This is a genomic window from Aureivirga marina (genome assembly GCF_015767265.1).
Lineage (GTDB): Bacteria > Bacteroidota > Bacteroidia > Flavobacteriales > Flavobacteriaceae > Aureivirga > Aureivirga marina.
Genome location: NZ_JADPIB010000009.1, coordinates 140,775 through 158,177, shown reverse-complemented (window position 1 = coordinate 158,177; position 17,403 = coordinate 140,775). Strand labels below are relative to the sequence as shown.

The 17,403-nt window shown below is 28.7% G+C and carries 19 protein-coding genes; 5 read left to right on the top strand and 14 right to left on the bottom strand.

Annotation, left to right across the window (positions count from 1 at the left end; all coding sequences use genetic code 11):
- Window positions 1–42: 42 nt before the first annotated feature.
- The 6 genes from I1A51_RS16470 to I1A51_RS16445 form a co-directional block, all read right to left on the bottom strand.
- Complete coding sequence (locus I1A51_RS16470; protein WP_196895918.1) at window positions 43–1,203, bottom strand: metal ABC transporter permease; 1,161 nt, start codon at window positions 1,201–1,203, stop codon at window positions 43–45.
- On the bottom strand, window positions 1,196–2,326 hold the full coding sequence (locus I1A51_RS16465; RefSeq protein WP_196895917.1) for a metal ABC transporter permease: 1,131 nt from the start codon (window positions 2,324–2,326) through the stop codon (window positions 1,196–1,198). The genes I1A51_RS16470 and I1A51_RS16465 overlap by 8 nt, the downstream gene beginning before the upstream one ends.
- Window positions 2,326–3,063: a metal ABC transporter ATP-binding protein gene (locus I1A51_RS16460; RefSeq protein WP_196889968.1), complete on the bottom strand. Its 738-nt coding sequence runs from the start codon at window positions 3,061–3,063 to the stop codon at window positions 2,326–2,328. Before I1A51_RS16460 ends, I1A51_RS16465 begins: the two co-directional genes overlap by 1 nt.
- A 1-nt stretch (window position 3,064) precedes the next feature.
- Window positions 3,065–3,991: a metal ABC transporter solute-binding protein, Zn/Mn family gene (locus tag I1A51_RS16455; RefSeq protein WP_196895915.1), complete on the bottom strand. Its 927-nt coding sequence runs from the start codon at window positions 3,989–3,991 to the stop codon at window positions 3,065–3,067.
- 101 nt (window positions 3,992–4,092) lie between these two features.
- Window positions 4,093–4,881 carry a transporter gene (locus I1A51_RS16450; protein WP_196895910.1) on the bottom strand — a complete coding sequence of 263 codons (789 nt, stop codon included), beginning with the start codon at window positions 4,879–4,881 and terminating at the stop codon, window positions 4,093–4,095.
- Window positions 4,882–4,885: 4 nt separating this feature from the next.
- Window positions 4,886–5,545, bottom strand: coding sequence for a metal-dependent transcriptional regulator (locus I1A51_RS16445; protein WP_196895909.1), 660 nt, complete (start codon window positions 5,543–5,545; stop codon window positions 4,886–4,888).
- Window positions 5,546–5,725: 180 nt separating this feature from the next.
- Between I1A51_RS16445 and hflX the strand changes: the two genes are divergently transcribed.
- Window positions 5,726–6,934 (top strand): GTPase HflX, encoded by a 1,209-nt coding sequence (gene hflX / locus I1A51_RS16440; RefSeq protein ID WP_196895908.1) that lies wholly within the window; start codon window positions 5,726–5,728, stop codon window positions 6,932–6,934.
- A gap of 31 nt (window positions 6,935–6,965) precedes the next feature.
- Here hflX and I1A51_RS16435 read toward each other — a convergent pair whose 3' ends face one another.
- Window positions 6,966–7,715 carry a hypothetical protein gene (locus I1A51_RS16435; RefSeq protein WP_196895907.1) on the bottom strand — a complete coding sequence of 250 codons (750 nt, stop codon included), beginning with the start codon at window positions 7,713–7,715 and terminating at the stop codon, window positions 6,966–6,968.
- A 205-nt stretch (window positions 7,716–7,920) separates the two neighbouring features.
- Between I1A51_RS16435 and I1A51_RS16430 the strand changes: the two genes are divergently transcribed.
- The 4 genes from I1A51_RS16430 to I1A51_RS16415 are packed head-to-tail and all read left to right on the top strand — an operon-like array spanning window position 7,921 to window position 12,385.
- A complete protein-coding gene (locus I1A51_RS16430; RefSeq protein WP_196895905.1) occupies window positions 7,921–8,484 on the top strand; it encodes an RNA polymerase sigma-70 factor in 564 nt (187 codons plus the stop codon).
- A 4-nt stretch (window positions 8,485–8,488) separates the two neighbouring features.
- Window positions 8,489–9,415: a FecR family protein gene (locus I1A51_RS16425; RefSeq protein ID WP_196895904.1), complete on the top strand. Its 927-nt coding sequence runs from the start codon at window positions 8,489–8,491 to the stop codon at window positions 9,413–9,415.
- A 7-nt stretch (window positions 9,416–9,422) separates the two neighbouring features.
- Window positions 9,423–11,288, top strand: coding sequence for an LA_2272 family surface repeat-containing protein (locus I1A51_RS16420; protein ID WP_196895903.1), 1,866 nt, complete (start codon window positions 9,423–9,425; stop codon window positions 11,286–11,288).
- A gap of 53 nt (window positions 11,289–11,341) precedes the next feature.
- On the top strand, window positions 11,342–12,385 hold the full coding sequence (locus tag I1A51_RS16415; RefSeq protein ID WP_196895902.1) for a glycosyltransferase family 9 protein: 1,044 nt from the start codon (window positions 11,342–11,344) through the stop codon (window positions 12,383–12,385).
- Window positions 12,386–12,445: 60 nt separating this feature from the next.
- On the opposite strand, the gene I1A51_RS16410 is transcribed toward I1A51_RS16415, so the two are convergent.
- From I1A51_RS16410 to I1A51_RS16380, 7 genes are all read right to left on the bottom strand, one after another.
- A complete protein-coding gene (locus I1A51_RS16410) occupies window positions 12,446–12,916 on the bottom strand; it encodes an ExbD/TolR family protein (RefSeq protein WP_196895901.1) in 471 nt (156 codons plus the stop codon).
- Window positions 12,917–12,932: 16 nt separating this feature from the next.
- Complete coding sequence (locus tag I1A51_RS16405) at window positions 12,933–13,556, bottom strand: ExbD/TolR family protein (RefSeq protein WP_196895900.1); 624 nt, start codon at window positions 13,554–13,556, stop codon at window positions 12,933–12,935.
- Between the two features lie 6 nt (window positions 13,557–13,562).
- Window positions 13,563–14,021: a hypothetical protein gene (locus I1A51_RS16400; RefSeq protein ID WP_196895899.1), complete on the bottom strand. Its 459-nt coding sequence runs from the start codon at window positions 14,019–14,021 to the stop codon at window positions 13,563–13,565.
- Between the two features lie 9 nt (window positions 14,022–14,030).
- Entirely contained in the window at window positions 14,031–14,747 is a 717-nt protein-coding gene (locus tag I1A51_RS16395; protein ID WP_196895898.1) for a MotA/TolQ/ExbB proton channel family protein, read from the bottom strand.
- Between the two features lie 398 nt (window positions 14,748–15,145).
- A complete protein-coding gene (locus I1A51_RS16390; RefSeq protein WP_196895897.1) occupies window positions 15,146–15,559 on the bottom strand; it encodes a DUF6691 family protein in 414 nt (137 codons plus the stop codon).
- 3 nt (window positions 15,560–15,562) lie between these two features.
- A complete protein-coding gene (locus I1A51_RS16385; protein WP_196895896.1) occupies window positions 15,563–16,114 on the bottom strand; it encodes a YeeE/YedE family protein in 552 nt (183 codons plus the stop codon).
- A 15-nt stretch (window positions 16,115–16,129) separates the two neighbouring features.
- The gene (locus I1A51_RS16380; RefSeq protein WP_196895894.1) at window positions 16,130–17,374 is read right to left on the bottom strand and encodes a 3-deoxy-D-manno-octulosonic acid transferase; all 1,245 of its coding nucleotides are present in this window, start codon (window positions 17,372–17,374) and stop codon (window positions 16,130–16,132) included.
- Window positions 17,375–17,403: the final 29 nt, after the last annotated feature.

The window sequence follows — 17,403 nt, the reverse complement described above, 5'->3', positions numbered from 1 at the left end:
AAAAAAGTCGTTTCAAAATTGAAACGACTTTTTTATTTATATCTAACCTCTAAACAAGAAAAAACGAGATTTCATCTCTTCTATTTCAGATTTTTTATTTGAAATTATATAAGAAATTGCTTCTTCAGTAAACAATTTTCCTTTGTCTGTCAAAGAAACAATTTGATTATTTATCGTAATCATATTATTCTTCAGTGCTAAATCTACCACTTTCTTAGAAGTTCCTCTTTGCCAATTTATCTCATCTTGTAAATGATCTAAATGTCTTTCACTCTCTTCAGAATGATTGTTTAAATGCAATAAGAAAGTTAATAATGAAACTTCTATTTTTTGTTGTTTTTGTCTATGTAAAACAGCAATAATTCCTTTTTTTGGAGCAAATAAATACGTGATAAAAAATAGAATTCCAAGAACTGTTGTAATTGAACCTGCAATCGAAGCATCTAAAAAATTTGCTACCCAATAACCTACAATCGCAGAAAAAACGCCACTTACAATTGAAATTCCTAGCATTTTTTTCAAATCTTCGGTCAACAAATAAGCTGTAGCAGCAGGCGCAATCATTAAAGCAACTACCAAAATTGCTCCAACAGCATCAAAAGCTCCAACAGTCGTTACAGAAGCAACGGACATTAATCCGTAATGAATAATCGCAGGAGAAAAACCTAAGGCTGCAGAAAGTTGTGCATCAAATGTACTTACTTTTAATTCTTTGAAAAAAGTGATTAAAAGTGCAATAGTAATCAATAAAATCGTTCCAATAACCCAAAGAGATTTTGGACCTAAATCATAATCTTCCCAATAAATTCGATCAAAAGGAGCAAAAGCAATTTCTCCTAAAAGAACTGCATCCACATCCAAATGTACATCGTTAGCATTTTGTGCAATCAAGAGAACTCCGATACTAAACATAGCGGGAAAAACCAACCCAATGGCGGTATCTTCTTTAACCAACCCAGTTTTCTGAATAAATTCTACCAAAACAACTGTAATTACTCCAGTTAAAGCAGCAAGAACAATTAATAAAGGAGAATTAATATTATGAGAAATAAAGAATCCAACTACAATCCCTGGAAGAATCGAGTGACTAATTGCATCACTAATCATCGCCATTTTTCTTAAAACTAAAAATGTCCCAGGAATCGCACAAGCAATAGCTACTAAACTTGCGATTAATTGTATTTCAAATTGTGCACTAGTCATCTTGTTGTATATTTTGTTGGTTATACAAATTAACTGCTTTGTGATATCCTTTATCTGTCAGATTCCACATTTGTCCATTTAATTCAATCCACTGATAAGTTTCCATTTTTTTCAAAGATTTTCTAGAAAAACCTTGGAAATTATTTAAAATTTTAATCTTATGTGGATGTTTAAAATTCTTATGTGTTTTTGCAATTTCATACATAACAGAAAGCGTTTTATGTAACTTCAGATTATTTCTATTTTTCATAAAACGAATCTGACGAAATAGCAATCCTCTTGATGGAGCAAAAATGAAAGAAAACAAAACAAAAACTGCTGCAACAAGAACAATTACAGGACCTGTAGAAAGATTGTTTTGTGTTGCACTGATTCCTGTTCCAATAATTCCAGATAATGCTCCAAAAACTGCTGCAATTACAATCATTTTCCATAAATGATTTGTCCATTGTCTCGCTGCTGCTGCGGGAGCTAATAGCATTGCACTCATCAGAACAACTCCAACTGTTTGCAATCCAAGAACGATTGCTAAAACCATAAAAGTTGTAATTAATATATCGATGACTCTTGTGTTGAATCCTAATGTTTTTGTGTATTCTGGATCGAAAAGTAATATTTTAAATTCCTTCCAAAAGAATAAAAGTATTAAAAGAGAAATTCCTGTAACTCCGGCTAAAATCCAAACATCACTTTCCATTAAAGTTGCTGCTTGACCGAATAAATATTTATCCAATCCAGCTTGATTTGCATTTTCTTGTTTTTGAATATAAGTCAACAAAAGCATTCCAAATCCAAAAAACAAAGAAAGAACCAAACCTAAAGCAGTATCCGATTTTAAGTGTGTTCTTTTCGTAATTCCTTTAATCCAGAACGTTCCTAATAATCCACTAACCAAAGCTCCAATAAGAAAGTAAAAAGAATTTTTAGCACCATGAATCAAGAAAGCCAAAGCAATTCCTGGTAAGGCTGCATGTGAAATAGCATCTCCCAAAAGACTTTGTTTTCTTAAAACAGCAAAACTTCCTAACATTCCACAAATTGCTCCAAGCAAAGCTGTACCAAGTGTGATTGTTCGCAAGGTATAATCGGTGAAAACTAAAGTTATGTAATCTTGTAATCCCATTATTTTTGCATGCTTACTTTATAATTAATACCATAAGTTTTGGTTAAATTATCATCATTGAAAATATCTTTCACAGGACCAGTGGCAATTTTCTTCACATTTAAAAACGTCACCCAATCAAAATATTCAGGTACCGTTTGTAAATCATGATGCACAACAATTACTGTTTTTCCAGCTTTTCTTAATTCTTTTAAAATTTGAATAATCGCTTTTTCTGTAGTTGCATCTACTCCTTGAAAAGGTTCGTCCATCAAATAAATAGAAGCATTTTGAACCAAAGCTCTCGCTAAGAAAATTCGTTGCTGTTGTCCTCCTGAAAGTTGAGAAATCTGACGATTTTGAAAAGGCAACATTCCTACTTTTTCCAAAGCTTCTAAAGATGCTTTCTTTTCTTTTTTTCCTGGTCTTTTAATCCAACCTAAACTTCCATAAGTTCCCATCATTACAACATCCAAAGCAGTAGTTGGGAAATCCCAATCTACACTTCCTTTTTGTGGAACATATGCAACTTTATCACGTTGTTTTTGATAAGGTTTTCCAAAAACTTTTACACTTCCAGCCAAAGGTTTTATAATTCCAAGAATCGATTTTATCAAAGTAGATTTTCCTGCTCCATTTGGTCCAACAATTGCCATCAAAACGCCCTCTGGAATCACTAAATCAATATCCCACAAAACAGGCTTATAATTATAAGCAACCGTTAAATCATCTACTTTTATTGCGTTTTGTTCTTGCATTTTATTTTAAAGCATTAACAATCGTGTTTGTATTATAAATATACATTCCGATATAAGTTCCTTCCTCTGTTCCTTTACTTCCTAAAGCATCTGAGAATAATTCTCCTCCAATTGCCACATCGTGACCTTTAGATTTTACAGCAGCTTGTAAAGCTTCAATCGTCCTTTTTGGCACTGAAGATTCTACAAAAATTGCTTTGATTTTTTTCTCTATAATAAAGTTAGAAAGTTTTTGTACATCTTGTACACCAGCCTCTGTTGCAGTTGATAATCCTTGTAAACCTACCACTTCAAAGTCATAAGCTTTTCCGAAATAATTAAAAGCATCGTGAGCTGTTACTAGGATTCTTTTATCAACTGGTAATTCGTTGATTTTTGTTTCAATTTCTTTTGCTAAAACATCTAATCTTTTTAAATATTCCTCTCCATTTTTAGCATAAAAATCTTTATTCTTTACATCTATTTTCTGTAACGTTTCCGATACATATTGTGTTACTTTTTTCCAGTCCTGAATGCTGAACCAAATATGTGGATCATAGTTTGAATCAAACAATTCAGAAGGGATTAAATCTGTTTTAGAAACAGCATCCGCAACCGCAAAAGTCTTTTTATTTTGATGTTTCATCTTTTCAAAAACTTCTACTAATTTTCCTTCCAAATGCAATCCATTATAGAAAACAACATCAGCATTAAAAAGCTTATTTACATCTCCTTCAGAAGCCTTGAATAAATGTGGATCTACACCTGTTCCCATCAAACCCTGTAATTCAATTTTATCACCTCCAATATTGTGTAATAAATCTGTAATCATCGTTGTTGTGGTTACCACATTTAATTTTTTATTTTCATTTATTTCTTCTTTTTTATTCTCTGTTTTACAACTGAATAAAAGAAAAATAGTAGTTAGTAGTAGTATAATTTTTTTCATTTTTCTTGATTTAATATATTTTCAAAAATTCCCAAAACTCATGAACAAAATGACTATTTCGAACGGTTGATTTCAAGAGAATGGGAATTTTGTGTTCTTTTTTATTTAAATAATCTAACAGTGAATCCAGTACTTATAAAAAAATCTTGATCTGAATTAATTCCTGTTCCTCCAGATAAATCCCATTGGAAAACATCTGTAATTAAATAAGTAAACCCAGCATCAAACAAATGATCTGGATGGCCATTTTCTATTAAAACTCCATAAACTTCAGCAAAAATGGATAATCGATTTGTGATTCCATATCCTAAAGCAGCTGTATAAGCATATCCTAAATCTTCTCCAGCAGCCCAATTTGTTCCAACATTATAACCTAAACTGAATTTATCACTCAAAGTATGTTCAAAAGAAAGACGAGTATCCATTGCAGAACCTTCAGGTTTTAATTCTTTTGAAGCAGTGAAAGGAACATAAACATGTGATAGAAATCCGATTTTAGGTCTCCAACCTTTTTCATCGGCGATGGCAACTTTAAAACCAATTCCCATTGGAGCAAAACCAGAAGATTTAATAGAATTACCTGAAATTCCAGCACTTTTTGGAGTAAATTCTGATTCAACAACGTTCCAAATTAAACGCAATTCAAGATTATCTAATAAACCATAACGCAATAAACTTGTATTAAACGTTGTATTTTTTATTTCTGAAAAATCATTACTTAATTTTTCATATTGAAAACCTGTTTCCCATTGTAAAGCTCCAACTGGAACCACAGACGGAGATTCCGTTTGATCTGGTCTATCTGTGATTAATTCTGGTTTTCCTTGTTCTTGGGCAGTTGCAAAAAATGTTGAGAAACTTAAAGCAACTACTGCTACTAATTTTTTCATTGTATTAATTTTTTTCATTAACATAAATTATTTTCGTAAAGTCGTTGTTTAATAGAAGTATGTTTTCAGCAACTTTAATTTGTGTCATTTTATTTTTTTCATATTGTTTTACAACTTCAATTTCAGCTCCATTATTTAAACCATTTTCTGCACAAAAGTCAAAAAAATCTTTATCTACACTAACCAATCTAGAAATTTGATATTTTTTTCCTTCTTCAGCATTTAATAAAACAATTGAGTGATCTTCTGTATGAATAATTCCATTTACATCTGGAATAGGATCTCCATGTGGATCATATTTTGGAAAACCTAAATATTCATCCATTTTTTGTGCTAAAAAATCTGATGTTTGATGTTCTAATAATTCAGCTTCAATATGAATTTCATGCAAAGACATATTGAATAATTTAAAAAGAAGCGCTTCCCAAAGTCGATGTTTTCTTACAATTCTTAAAGCAAGTAATTCTCCTTCTTTTGTTAATTTTAACTCCTTATATTTTTCATAATTCACTAAATTCTTTTTTGAAAGATTTTTTGCCATATCTGTGGCTGCTGCATTGCTAATATTTAAAAAAGAAGCAATCGAACCAGGTTTCGTGTCTCCTTCATGTTTTCGGCCTAAATTATAGATTGCCTTGATGAAATTTTCTGTTGCTACAGACATATTAAAGTTTTTGTAATAAAATTTTTAAGCTTACTTAAATTTAAAACAAAGATACATTAAATATTTATTTTTATACTTTAAATCTATAATTAAGAATACTTCTAAAAAAAATATAGAAATTTAAAGTGATTCATTTAGAAAGTTTTCCAAGAAACAAAACAATATTTGTAAATTTGCCTTATGATTGAAGAAAAGAAAGTAACATCTGAAAAAACAGTTTTGATAGGTGTTGTAACACAGTTACAAAACGAAGAAAAATCTCAAGAATATTTGGATGAGTTAGAGTTTTTAACATTAACTGCTGGAGGAAATGCTGTAAAACGTTTCGTTCAAAAACTTGAAAATCCAAATCCGAAAACTTTTGTTGGAACTGGAAAATTAGAAGAAATAAGACAATATATTGAAGCAAATAATATTGGAACGGCTATTTTTGATGATGAATTATCACCAGCACAATTAAGAAATATTGAAAAAATTCTTGATTGTAAAATTTTAGATAGAACAACTTTAATTTTAGATATTTTCGCACAAAGAGCACAAACAAGTTATGCTAGAACACAAGTAGAACTAGCACAATGTCAATATATGCTTCCTCGTTTAACACGTCTTTGGACACACCTTGATAAGCAAAAAGGGGGAATTGGATTAAGAGGACCAGGAGAAACGGAAATTGAAACAGATAGACGTATTGTTCGTGATAAAATCGCTCTATTAAAAAAGAAATTACAGACAATTGATAAACAAATGGCTGTACAGAGAAAAAATAGAGGGAAAATGGTTCGTGTTGCATTAGTTGGATATACAAATGTTGGAAAATCCACTTTAATGAATGCAATTAGTAAAAGTGAAGTTTTTGCTGAAAATAAGTTATTTGCAACTTTAGATACAACGGTTCGAAAAGTCGTAATTAAAAATATTCCTTTTTTAATGACTGATACTGTAGGATTTATTCGAAAACTTCCAACGCAATTGGTAGAATCGTTTAAATCAACTTTAGATGAGGTTCGAGAAGCGGATATGTTATTACATGTTGTAGATATTTCACATCCAAATTTTGAAGATCATATTCAATCTGTAAACGAAATTTTACAAGAAATTAAAAGTGCTGATAAACCAACAATTATGGTTTTCAATAAAATTGATAATTATACGCACAAAACTATTGACGAGGATGATTTAACAACAGAAAAAACAAAAGAACATTATACTTTAGAAGATTGGAAACAAACATGGATGTCTAAACTTCAAGATCAATGTATTTTTATTTCTGCGGTTAATAAAGAGAATTTTGAAGATTTTAAAGAAAAAGTTTATCAGGAAGTTCGTAAAATTCATACGCAACGTTTTCCTTATAATGACTTTTTATATAATGAATATACAGAGGAATAAAAAAAGCTGCTTTAAAGCAGCTTTTTGTTTTTTATAAAGAATGATAATATTTAATAACTTCTGAAGCACCATCTGTTTTTGATGCATCAATATCATTATCTTTTATATATTTTTTAAGTTCATTCTTTTTATCTGGAAATAACTTTAATAATTTCTTTTTAGAAAGTTTTGTCTTTACATACTTTCCTTCTTTATTTAAAGCATAAAATGTTCTATACTTTTTCATTTTTGTTCCAGAAGTTTGCTCATTTGAAGCTCCTGTATATCCACCATTTCCAGTGTTTCCAGCTTTTATTTCAACTTCTTTCTTATAAATCTTTCTAATTAAATATGGCTTATTTCCTTCATTAGATGAAAAAACTTCATAAAAACTAACTGAAGCTTCTCCTTGATTTTGAAAATCAGCCTTGTTTATTTTAGTAAATATTCTCATTTTATCTGATCCAGGCTTACGAATCCCGAAACTAGAAATCATTTCACTATCTACTTCAAAAAACTCTGCAGATTTTCCAGATGGACTTTCTAATGTAACTTTACCTGATTCTAAATTAAAATGCATTTTATCTTTAGAATGGTTTACATCATCTTTTAACTGAATATATCCTGTACTCCATTTTTGAAATAAAAAAGGATTTAAATTTTTATTAGATTGAATAGATTGAATTGTTCTTACACTTCCATTTTCAGTAAATCCTAATTGTTGATTAGAAATTCCTGATTGTAATTGTGCAAAACTTAAAAGTGGGGTGATTAATAATGCTAACAATAGGTTTTTTTTCATTTCTTTAAATTTGATTTTAAATGATTAATAATACTGTATTAAAGTTTAGTTGTTATTGCAAATTTAAATAAAGATAGGATACAAATAACGAATAAATCTCAATTTTAGTATAAATTGACTTTTTAAAAGGAATAAACAATCATTTTTCACATATTTGTAATTGAAAAATTAATGTATTAAAGTTTAATTCTACAACAAAAAACAAGTGCAAACAACAGAGAGTTTAACTTCCAAATTCTTAGAAGGCGATATTCAAGCTTATGAATGTATTTTTAAAATGCATTATTCTGAGCTATGTTTATTTGCTACAAAGTTTGTTTCTTGTCCAGATACCGCAGAAGAAATTGTTCAAGATTTATTTTGTAAAATATGGGAAAAAAAGAAATCATTACATATTGAAACCTCTATAAAATCTTATTTATATGGTGCTGTTCGTTTGAATTGTTTAAAATTAATTCGAGACAAAAAAATTCAATCAAAACATATTAAAGAAATTAAGTTAAATTCTGATACAATATCTTTTGAAGATGTAATGGAAAACATTGAATTACAAAAGAAAATTTATGACACTATTCAACAATTACCTTCTCAAAGAAGAAAAATATTTGAATTAAGTCGATTTGAAAATTTAAAATATCGAGAAATTGCAGAAAAACTAGAACTTTCACCTAAAACAATTGAAAATCAGATGGGAAAAGCACTGAAATTCATTCGTGAAAATTTGAAAGATTACTTGAAAATTTTAGTTTTGTTATTTTCTCTAAAGTAATATTATGGAAAACATTGAAGTTTTAATTGTCAAATATTTACAAAATCATCTTTCTCCAAAAGAAAAAGATGAAGTAGATACTTGGAGAAAAAAAAATCTAGAAAATGAGAAAGTTTTTCAAGATATTCAGATCATTTGGAAAGAAAGTAAAGATCTAAAATACTTTGATTCAGATAAAGCTTGGAAGAAAATTAAACCTAAAAAAAAGAAATCAAAATTGATTTATATCACAGGGTTTTCTATTGCTGCTTCCATTGCTTTACTCTTTTCTATTTGGCATTTGAATTCTGATAAAACAACAAACAAAACATTAGAATTTGCTACTTTAGATTTGATTAAAGAAATTTATTTACCTGATAGTTCAAAAGTAATATTAAATAAAAATTCTACTATTACTTTTAATGAAAAACAAGAAAATTCTCGAGAAGTATTTTTAAAAGGAGAAGCTTTTTTTGAAGTCAAAAAAAGTAAAATTCCATTTATTGTTTCTACAAAAACAACAAAAACAGAAGTTTTAGGGACAAAATTTACTGTTCAGACGACAAAAGATTCTACATTTGTATTTGTAGAAGAAGGAAAAGTTTCCTTTAGTGAATTGAATCTTCCAGAAAAAGAAGTGATTTTAACTAAAAATGACATTGGAATTTTCAATAATAACAAACAAAAAATCGAAAAAAAAATAACTACAACAAATCAATTTTCTACATGGTATAACAATACTTTAATTTTTAATCATTCACCTTTTTTAGAAGTAATTTCAATTATTCAACAAAAATTCAACATTCAAATTCAAGTGGAAAATCCAATGCTTGAAAATGAATTTTTTAGTGCAAAAATTCGACAACCAAACAAAGAAAAAGTTTTCGAAGCTTTAAAACTGGCATTTAATTGTGAAATTATAAAATCGGAAAAAGGATATATTATTCGATAATTTTTTAATGAAAAAAACAAAAAAAAACTGTTTATTTCAAACAGTTAGTATTGTTATATATTTATTTTTAATTGGAACTTTTAATATTTTTTCACAACAGAAGAACATCTTAAATGAAAAAGTTTCTGTAGATTTTAATCAAGTTGAAATTACAGAAATTTTAAATCATTTAAGCAATGATTTTCAATTTGATTATGCATTTAATACAGATGTTTTTGAAGAAAATAAAATTTCAATTCACCAAGAAAATCAACCTTTAAAAAATGTTTTAGATGAAATTTGTCTAAAATTGAATACTACATATAAATATAAAAATGGATTTTTAACTTTTAAAGGAAAACCAAAACAACGAAAAGAAATCCATTATTTAAAAGGAATTGTGGTTCGTTCTGATTTAAAAACTCCGATTTCAAATGTAATTATTTCAGAAAAACAGTTTGGAAAAATTGCCAAATCTAATACAAGCGGAAATTTCTCTATCGAAGTAGAAGGACCAATTGATATTGATTTAGATTTATCTTTTGAAAAAAATGGATTTTCAGAGAAAAATATTCATATAATTTTAAATAAATCAAAAGAAATAAAACTGCTATTAAATCCAAAATTAAAAGAACAAAAATCTGTAATTGGAGAATCTTCCGAAAAATTAAAATCCGATATTAAACTAAATATTGAAGATATTGAGCTTAAAAAAGTAGAAAATTATTTCATTAAAGAATTAAATACTTTAAATGGAAAACAATCTGTAAAACCATTTCAAATTAGTTTAATTCCAACAATCAGCACCAATGGAAAAGATCATTATAAAAGTATCAATTCTCTTTCTTTTAATGTTATTGCTGGTTATGCCGCAAGTTTAAATGGATTTGAATTAGGGTTGAATTTAAATATTTTAAAATACAATGGAATCGGAACTCAAATTGCTGGAGTTGGAAATATTATTGGAGGTAATTTTTATGGAATTCAATTAGCTGGTGGATTTAATGTTACATCGCTAAAAACTACTGGATTTCAAATTGCAGGAGGAATGAATAAAAGCAATCGTGGTGTTAAAGGAGTTCAATTTGCTGGTGCAATAAATATCAGTAATAATAAACTTGTTGGAATTCAAAATTCAAGTTTTTTTAATGCAACCAAAAGTGGAATTGGAATCCAACTTAGTGGAATGGTAAATGTGGTTGCGGATGATTTTACAGGAGCTCAAATTGCAGGAGTTGTAAATAAAATTAGTGGAAAATTAAAAGGAATTCAATTCGCAGGAATGTTGAATAATGGAAATGTTCACGGAATTCAAGCAGCACCTTTTAATTATGGTGAGAAAAATAAAGGTTTACAAGTAGGAATTTTTAATCGTACAGTTAAAATGAAAGGAATTCAACTTGGATTTGTAAATGTAGCTGAAGAATATGAAAAAGGATTTCCGATTGGTATTATTTCAATTGTAGAAAATGGAAAACAAGTGATTGAAACTTCTTACAGCACGATAAATCACAGTGAAGTTGCTTTTAAATCTGGTGTCCAAAAATTTTATGGTATTTTTACTTCTGGAAATTTAAATCATAATAATTTTAATAGAATTACTTTTGGTTATGGTTTTGGAACGGAATTTAATTTAAATAAATACCTTGTTTTTAATTTCGAAAAATATGTAAAAAGATTTCATGTAAATAAAGAAGAAGGTGGAAAATATTGGCTTCGTGTAAGTCCAAATCTTTCTTTAAATATTTTAAATAAATTCGGAATAAAAGCAGGTGTTAATTATAATTATATGTTTAAAAATGACATCTTAACGTTTAATTCTAGAAACTTAACATATAAAATCAGTAATAACGCTTGGATTGATTATACTTTTGGTTTATGGATTAATTTATAGTGAATTTTATTCTGGTTTACATTTCTCAATAAATTCAAATACTTATTAAAACAATGAAAACTAATTTACCTAAGCATATATTAGTTATTAGATTATCTGCAATGGGAGATGTTGCAATGACAGTTCCTGTTTTACGAGCTTTCATTAAAACAAATCCCGATATAAAAATTACTGTATTATCAAAAGGATTTTTAAAACCACTTTTTGAAGAAATTCCTAATGTTTCATTTTATGCTGCTGATGTAAATGGAAAACATAAAGGTGTTGGTGGTTTATTCAAATTATATAAAGAGTTAAAAACTTTAAATATTGATGCTGTTGCAGATTTACATGATGTTTTACGTTCTAAAATTCTTCGTTCTTTTTTTAAAATGGATGGAACTGTTGTAAAGCAAATTGATAAAGGTAGAAAAGAGAAAAAAGCATTAACTAGATTAGAAAACAAGGTTTTTAAGCAACTTAAATCAACGCATGAACGCTATACTGATGTTTTTAGAGATTTAGGCTTTACATTAGATTTAAATAACCCTGAGTTTCCTTTAAAACAAAATATACCAGTTAGTATTTCAGAGAAAATTAATTTTAATGAAAATGACAAGCTTATTGGAATTGCTCCTTTTGCACAACATGATGCTAAAATGTATCCAATTGCAAAAATGGAAGAAATAATTTCTTTATTAGAAAAAAGAGAAAATATAAAAATTCTTCTATTTGGAGGAGGAAAAAAAGAAGTAGAGATTTTAACTAAAATTTCTGATAAATATGAAAACGTTTTTAATGTTGCAGGGAAAATAAAACTAAAAGAAGAACTTGCTTTAATTTCAAATTTGAATTGTATGTTAAGTATGGATTCAGGAAATGGTCATTTTGCTGCAATGCTTGGAATTCCAACTTTTACAATTTGGGGAGCAACACATCCTTTTGCTGGTTTTATTCCTTTCAATCAAAAAGAAGAAAATTGGATTTTACCAGATTTAGAAAAATATCCAAAAATTCCTACTTCTGTTTATGGAAATAAAATTATCGAAGGTTATGAACATGTGATGGATTCTATTTCTAAAGAGGAAATAATCGAAAAGATTTCAAAAACTTTATAAAATAAAAAAACCGATAAACAATTAGCTTATCGGTTTTTTTATGTTTTGATTAAATCAGGATTAATCTACGTTTTTGAAAACATCACCTTTACTAGTAGAGTAACTAATTTTAAGTGCATTAATTTCACGTAATTCTGATTTAATATCTGTAATTGTTCCAACTGAAGACTCTTTATCCGCTTTAATTGAAGTAGTCATGAAAGGAACTTCTTCCTCACTATGTTTAGCTCTCTCTGAATAGATAAAACTTCTTACATCTGCTACTCTAGCGATTTTGTCATTTAATTGGATTAAATCACCTTTTATTTTTCCATCTTTTGATTTTCCTACATAAATAGTACTAACCAAACTTTTGTGTTCTAATTTCTTTACTTCTGTTGCGCTTGGTAATTTTGGAGTTTGGATTTTTAAATCCGTCTCACGCATTACTGTACTAACCATGAAAAAGAATAACAGCATGAAAACAATATCAGGTAATGAAGCCGTAGAAATTGCTGGCAATCCTTTTTTCTTCTTTTTAAACTTTGACATTTCTTACTGTTTTTAATTATTTTGTTGGTTCTGCTTCAGAAATAATTTGTGGATATGCTTTCTTTAAAAAGTCAACTTTCGCTTTTAAATCTTCATTTCCTTTATTATTACTTAAATCTTTAACAAGATCAGAATAAGATCTATTATAAAGTTTTTCTCCTAGACGATCTCTTAATACAGTATAAGCTGCTCCTAATTCATTTTGAACAGAAACAAACATACCGTAATCAGTACCTCTATCACTTTGAATTGAAATTACCGCTTTATTAGGGTGGTCAGAAGATTCAGGAGATCTAGCCCCGTTACAATAGTCACAAGGTTGACCTTCTTTACCATCTACTGGATTTCCAATTCCTCCTCCGTTATCGATAAACTCAATAGCAGCTTGTTGTAAATCTTTTAGGTTCATGTGTTCACCTTCAACTAAAAGATCATTGTTTCTATTGATGTTTACCTCAAAAATATTTTTTTGCTTTAATTTAGGAGGCTCAGGTGCATTTTCAGGTTGTGGTTCAGGTAATTTTCTAGAAATACCAGAATCCACGTCCATCGTAGTAGTAACAAGGAAGAATATTAAAAGCAAGAATGCGATGTCCGCCATCGATCCAGCGTTAATTTCAGCATTTTCTCTTCTTGCCATATTTTCTTATTTTACTAATGATTTCAAAAAGTCAACTACTATAAATAAAATTCCAACAGCTCCTAAAATAAAACTGTATGTAATTAATGTACTTACCCATTTAGATGTTGAACTTCCAGCATCTGCTAAAATTTCAGAACCTGCTGCATCCATCACTTGACCTGATGAAGCAGTAGAATAAGCAATTATTAGGATTACTCCTAGTACACCAACCGAAATAAGAGATTTCTTTAAAATTTCTGGTTGTTTTAGCAAATTCACTAGTGAAAACAATACAGTAACAACTGCCGTAATCACTAACATTGCTATAGAAAAAGAAACAAATGGAGATACAATACTTGATTGTGCTGCTAAATCTGTCTTGATAGTTTCATCACCTACCATGATGATTCTAATCAAGAAGAAGAAGGCAACAACTCCAATTACTGCAGCTACACCTGTTAATATTTTTGATAAATTATTCATGTTAATTTCTTATTTTTTGTTTTTCACAAGTAAGTCAATTAATTCGATAGAAGCATCTTCCATTGTGTTTACAATACTATCAACTTTAGAGATGATGTAGTTGTAAAAAATTTGAAGAATAATCGCTACTACAAGACCGAATACAGTTGTTAATAAGGCAACTTTAATACCTCCTGCTACAACTGTTGGAGAAATATCTCCTGCTGCCTGAATAGAATCGAATGCATCAATCATACCAATTACTGTTCCCATGAATCCTAACATTGGCGCTAAGGCAATAAATAAAGATAACCATGAAATATTTTTTTCTAATAATCCCATTTGTACTCCACCGTATCCAACAACAGCTTTTTCAGCAGCATCTACTCCTTCATCCATTCTGTCTAATCCTTGATAGAAGATAGAAGCAATTGGTCCTCTAGTGTTTCTACAAACTTCTTTTGCAGCTTCAACTCCACCTGATTTTAAAGCGTCTTCAACTTGCCCAACTAATTTCTTCTTGTTTGTTGTAGCCATGTTTAAGTAGATAATTCTTTCGATAGCAATTGCTAATCCTAAAATTAATGCTACTAATACGATTCCCATGAAGAAAGGTCCTCCTTCAATAAAACGTTGCTTTAATTCTTGGTGAAAAGTTGCTTCTTTTGCAACTTCCTGTGCATAAGCAGATCCTGTTGTTCCTAAAAACAATAATCCTATTGTTAGGATAGAAAGTACTCTTTTCATTGTGTAATAATTAATTTATTAAATAGTTTACGGGTTAAATATAAATTTATTCTCATTTAAAAAATAAATTAGGGCCTAATGTAAAAACTAAATATTGTACGATTTATTTTTTAACCATTTTACAAGTAAAAACGTTTAATTTTTACTCATTACCCTAAAAAATCTATTTTTAGAGGGTGCAAATAACAAAAAAATGTTGAGTTGTAAAAATTTTCTCTTTCATTTCTCCAAATTTAACACACAAATAATATAGATTTTTAACACTTTTATTTATATAAAGTAAGATGAATTTTAAATCCTTTTTGCTCAACAACAAATATTATGCCCTTTTTTTCTATTTTTTTAAATATCTTATACTATTTAATGCTAAAATAACATTACAGCGGTATGTTTAACTATTAATGCGGTAATTTTGATTTAGAAACGCCATATGTAAATGTTCCTAATAAAGCCCCAATAATTACAATTGAAATTGCTAAAAAATTCTGTCCAATTAAAGCAAACATCGGTGCTGGACAAGCTCCAACCAATGCCCAACCTAATCCAAAAGAAATTCCACCAATAAATGTTCTTTTAAAACCTGGCTTTTTTGGTTCAATTTTAATTTCATTTCCAGAATAATCTTTGATAACTCTTTTTTTAAATAATTGAATAATAATAATTCCTGAAACGATTGCAACACCAATTACACCATACATATGAAATGATTGAAACTTAAACATTTCAAAAATTCGATACCAAGAAGCTACTTCTCCTTTTATTAAAATAATACCGAATAAAATTCCTAAAATTAAAAACTTAATATTTTTCATCTTTTAAAAAAGTAATGGGAAAATTCCCCAAATCATAATTAAACCCCCTACAAAAAAACCAATTACAGCATATAAAGAAAGAACATCTAAATTGCTAATTCCTGTAATTGCATGTCCTGAAGTACATCCTCCAGCATATCTTGCCCCAAAGCCAACCAAAAATCCTCCAAAAAGTAGAATTAATATCGTTTTTAATGAAGTGATTGAACCAAACAATTCACTTGGTAAATAAGTTGCTCCAGCATTATCAAAATGTAATGCTTGCAATTCTGTAACTGTTTTTGGATTTAAATCAATTGTTTTATTTGGAGAAAGAAAATAAAAAGCAATAGCTCCTCCTAAAACAATTCCGAATAAAAATAATAAGCTCCAATATTTGGATTTTAGGTCAATTTTAAAATAATTTGACACTTTACTGGCACCTGCCATTGTACATAATGTTTCTAAGTTGGAAGACACCCCAAATCGTTTTCCAAAATAAAAAAGTAGAAACATTACTGCAGCAATCATTAACCCTGTTGTGTACCAAGGCCATGGTTGAAAAATAATTTCCATTTTATGACTATTAATTTAAAGTATAGATTCTAAATAATTTAAAATGGTTTTGGTTGCACCTAAATTCTCTCTCACATACTGTATTGCAGCATCTCCCGTTTTATTTAAAAATTCTGTATCTGAATACAACTTTTCTAAATAATTATCTAATTCTTCTTGATTAGAATACACCAAACACGCTTTTCTATTGACTAATTCTTTTACTTCATTAAACTTTTTAAAATTTGGCCCAATAACTATTGGCAAACCATATGTAGCAGCTTCTAGTGTATTATGTACACCCGATTTTGTAAATCCCCCTCCAATATAAGCCACATCTGCGTAGCTATATATTTTTGTAAGAATTCCAATAGTATCAATTATAAATACTTGAAATTCTTTTAAACTTTTCCCTTCTTTTTCCGAAAATAAAACCGTTTTTTTCTCTAAACTATCTTTTAATTTTCGAATCGCATTTTTATCCATATTATGTGGAGCAATAATCATTTTTTGGTCCGAGTGCATCTTTTCGTTAATATATCTAATAAGATGTTCTTCATCATCAATCCATGTGCTTCCTGCCACAATTGTATATTTATCTTCTTTAAATTCTTCTATAAATTTTAACGTATTATCTTGTTGCGTGATTTCAAAAACTCTATCGAATCTTGTATCTCCACATTTCACTACGTTTTGAAAGTTTATCGATTGTAATAATTTCTCAGAATTTTCATCTTGTACAAAAAAATATGAAAAACTTTCCAAAGCTTTTCGCATCCATGTTCCATGACTTTTAAAAAAAACTTGATTCTCTCTAAAAATCCCAGAAACTAAGACTGTATCAATATTTCTTTTCTTTAATTCTTGCAAATAATTAGGCCAGAACTCATATTTGACAAAAATTGCAGCCTTTGGTTTAATTATGGAAAGAAATTTTTTTACATTTTTTTTTGTATCCAAAGGTAAATAGCAAATAAAATCGGCTTTTTCGTAATTTTTTCGAACCTCATATCCTGAAGGAGAAAAGAATGTTAAAAGGATTTTATATTTTGGATATTTCTCTTTTATCTTTTCCATTAAAGGTCTTCCTTGTTCAAATTCACCTAATGATGCACAATGAAACCAAATAATTTCATCTTCCCCAGAAACAACTCTTTCTAAGTAATTAAAAACATCTTTTCTTCCATCTATGAATAATTTCATTTTTGGTTGAAATAAAGCAACGGTTTTTAAAACTCCTCCTGTTATTTGAATTCCTAAATTGTATAAGATTGAAACCATGGTACAAAAGTATGTTAAAAGTCTTTCAT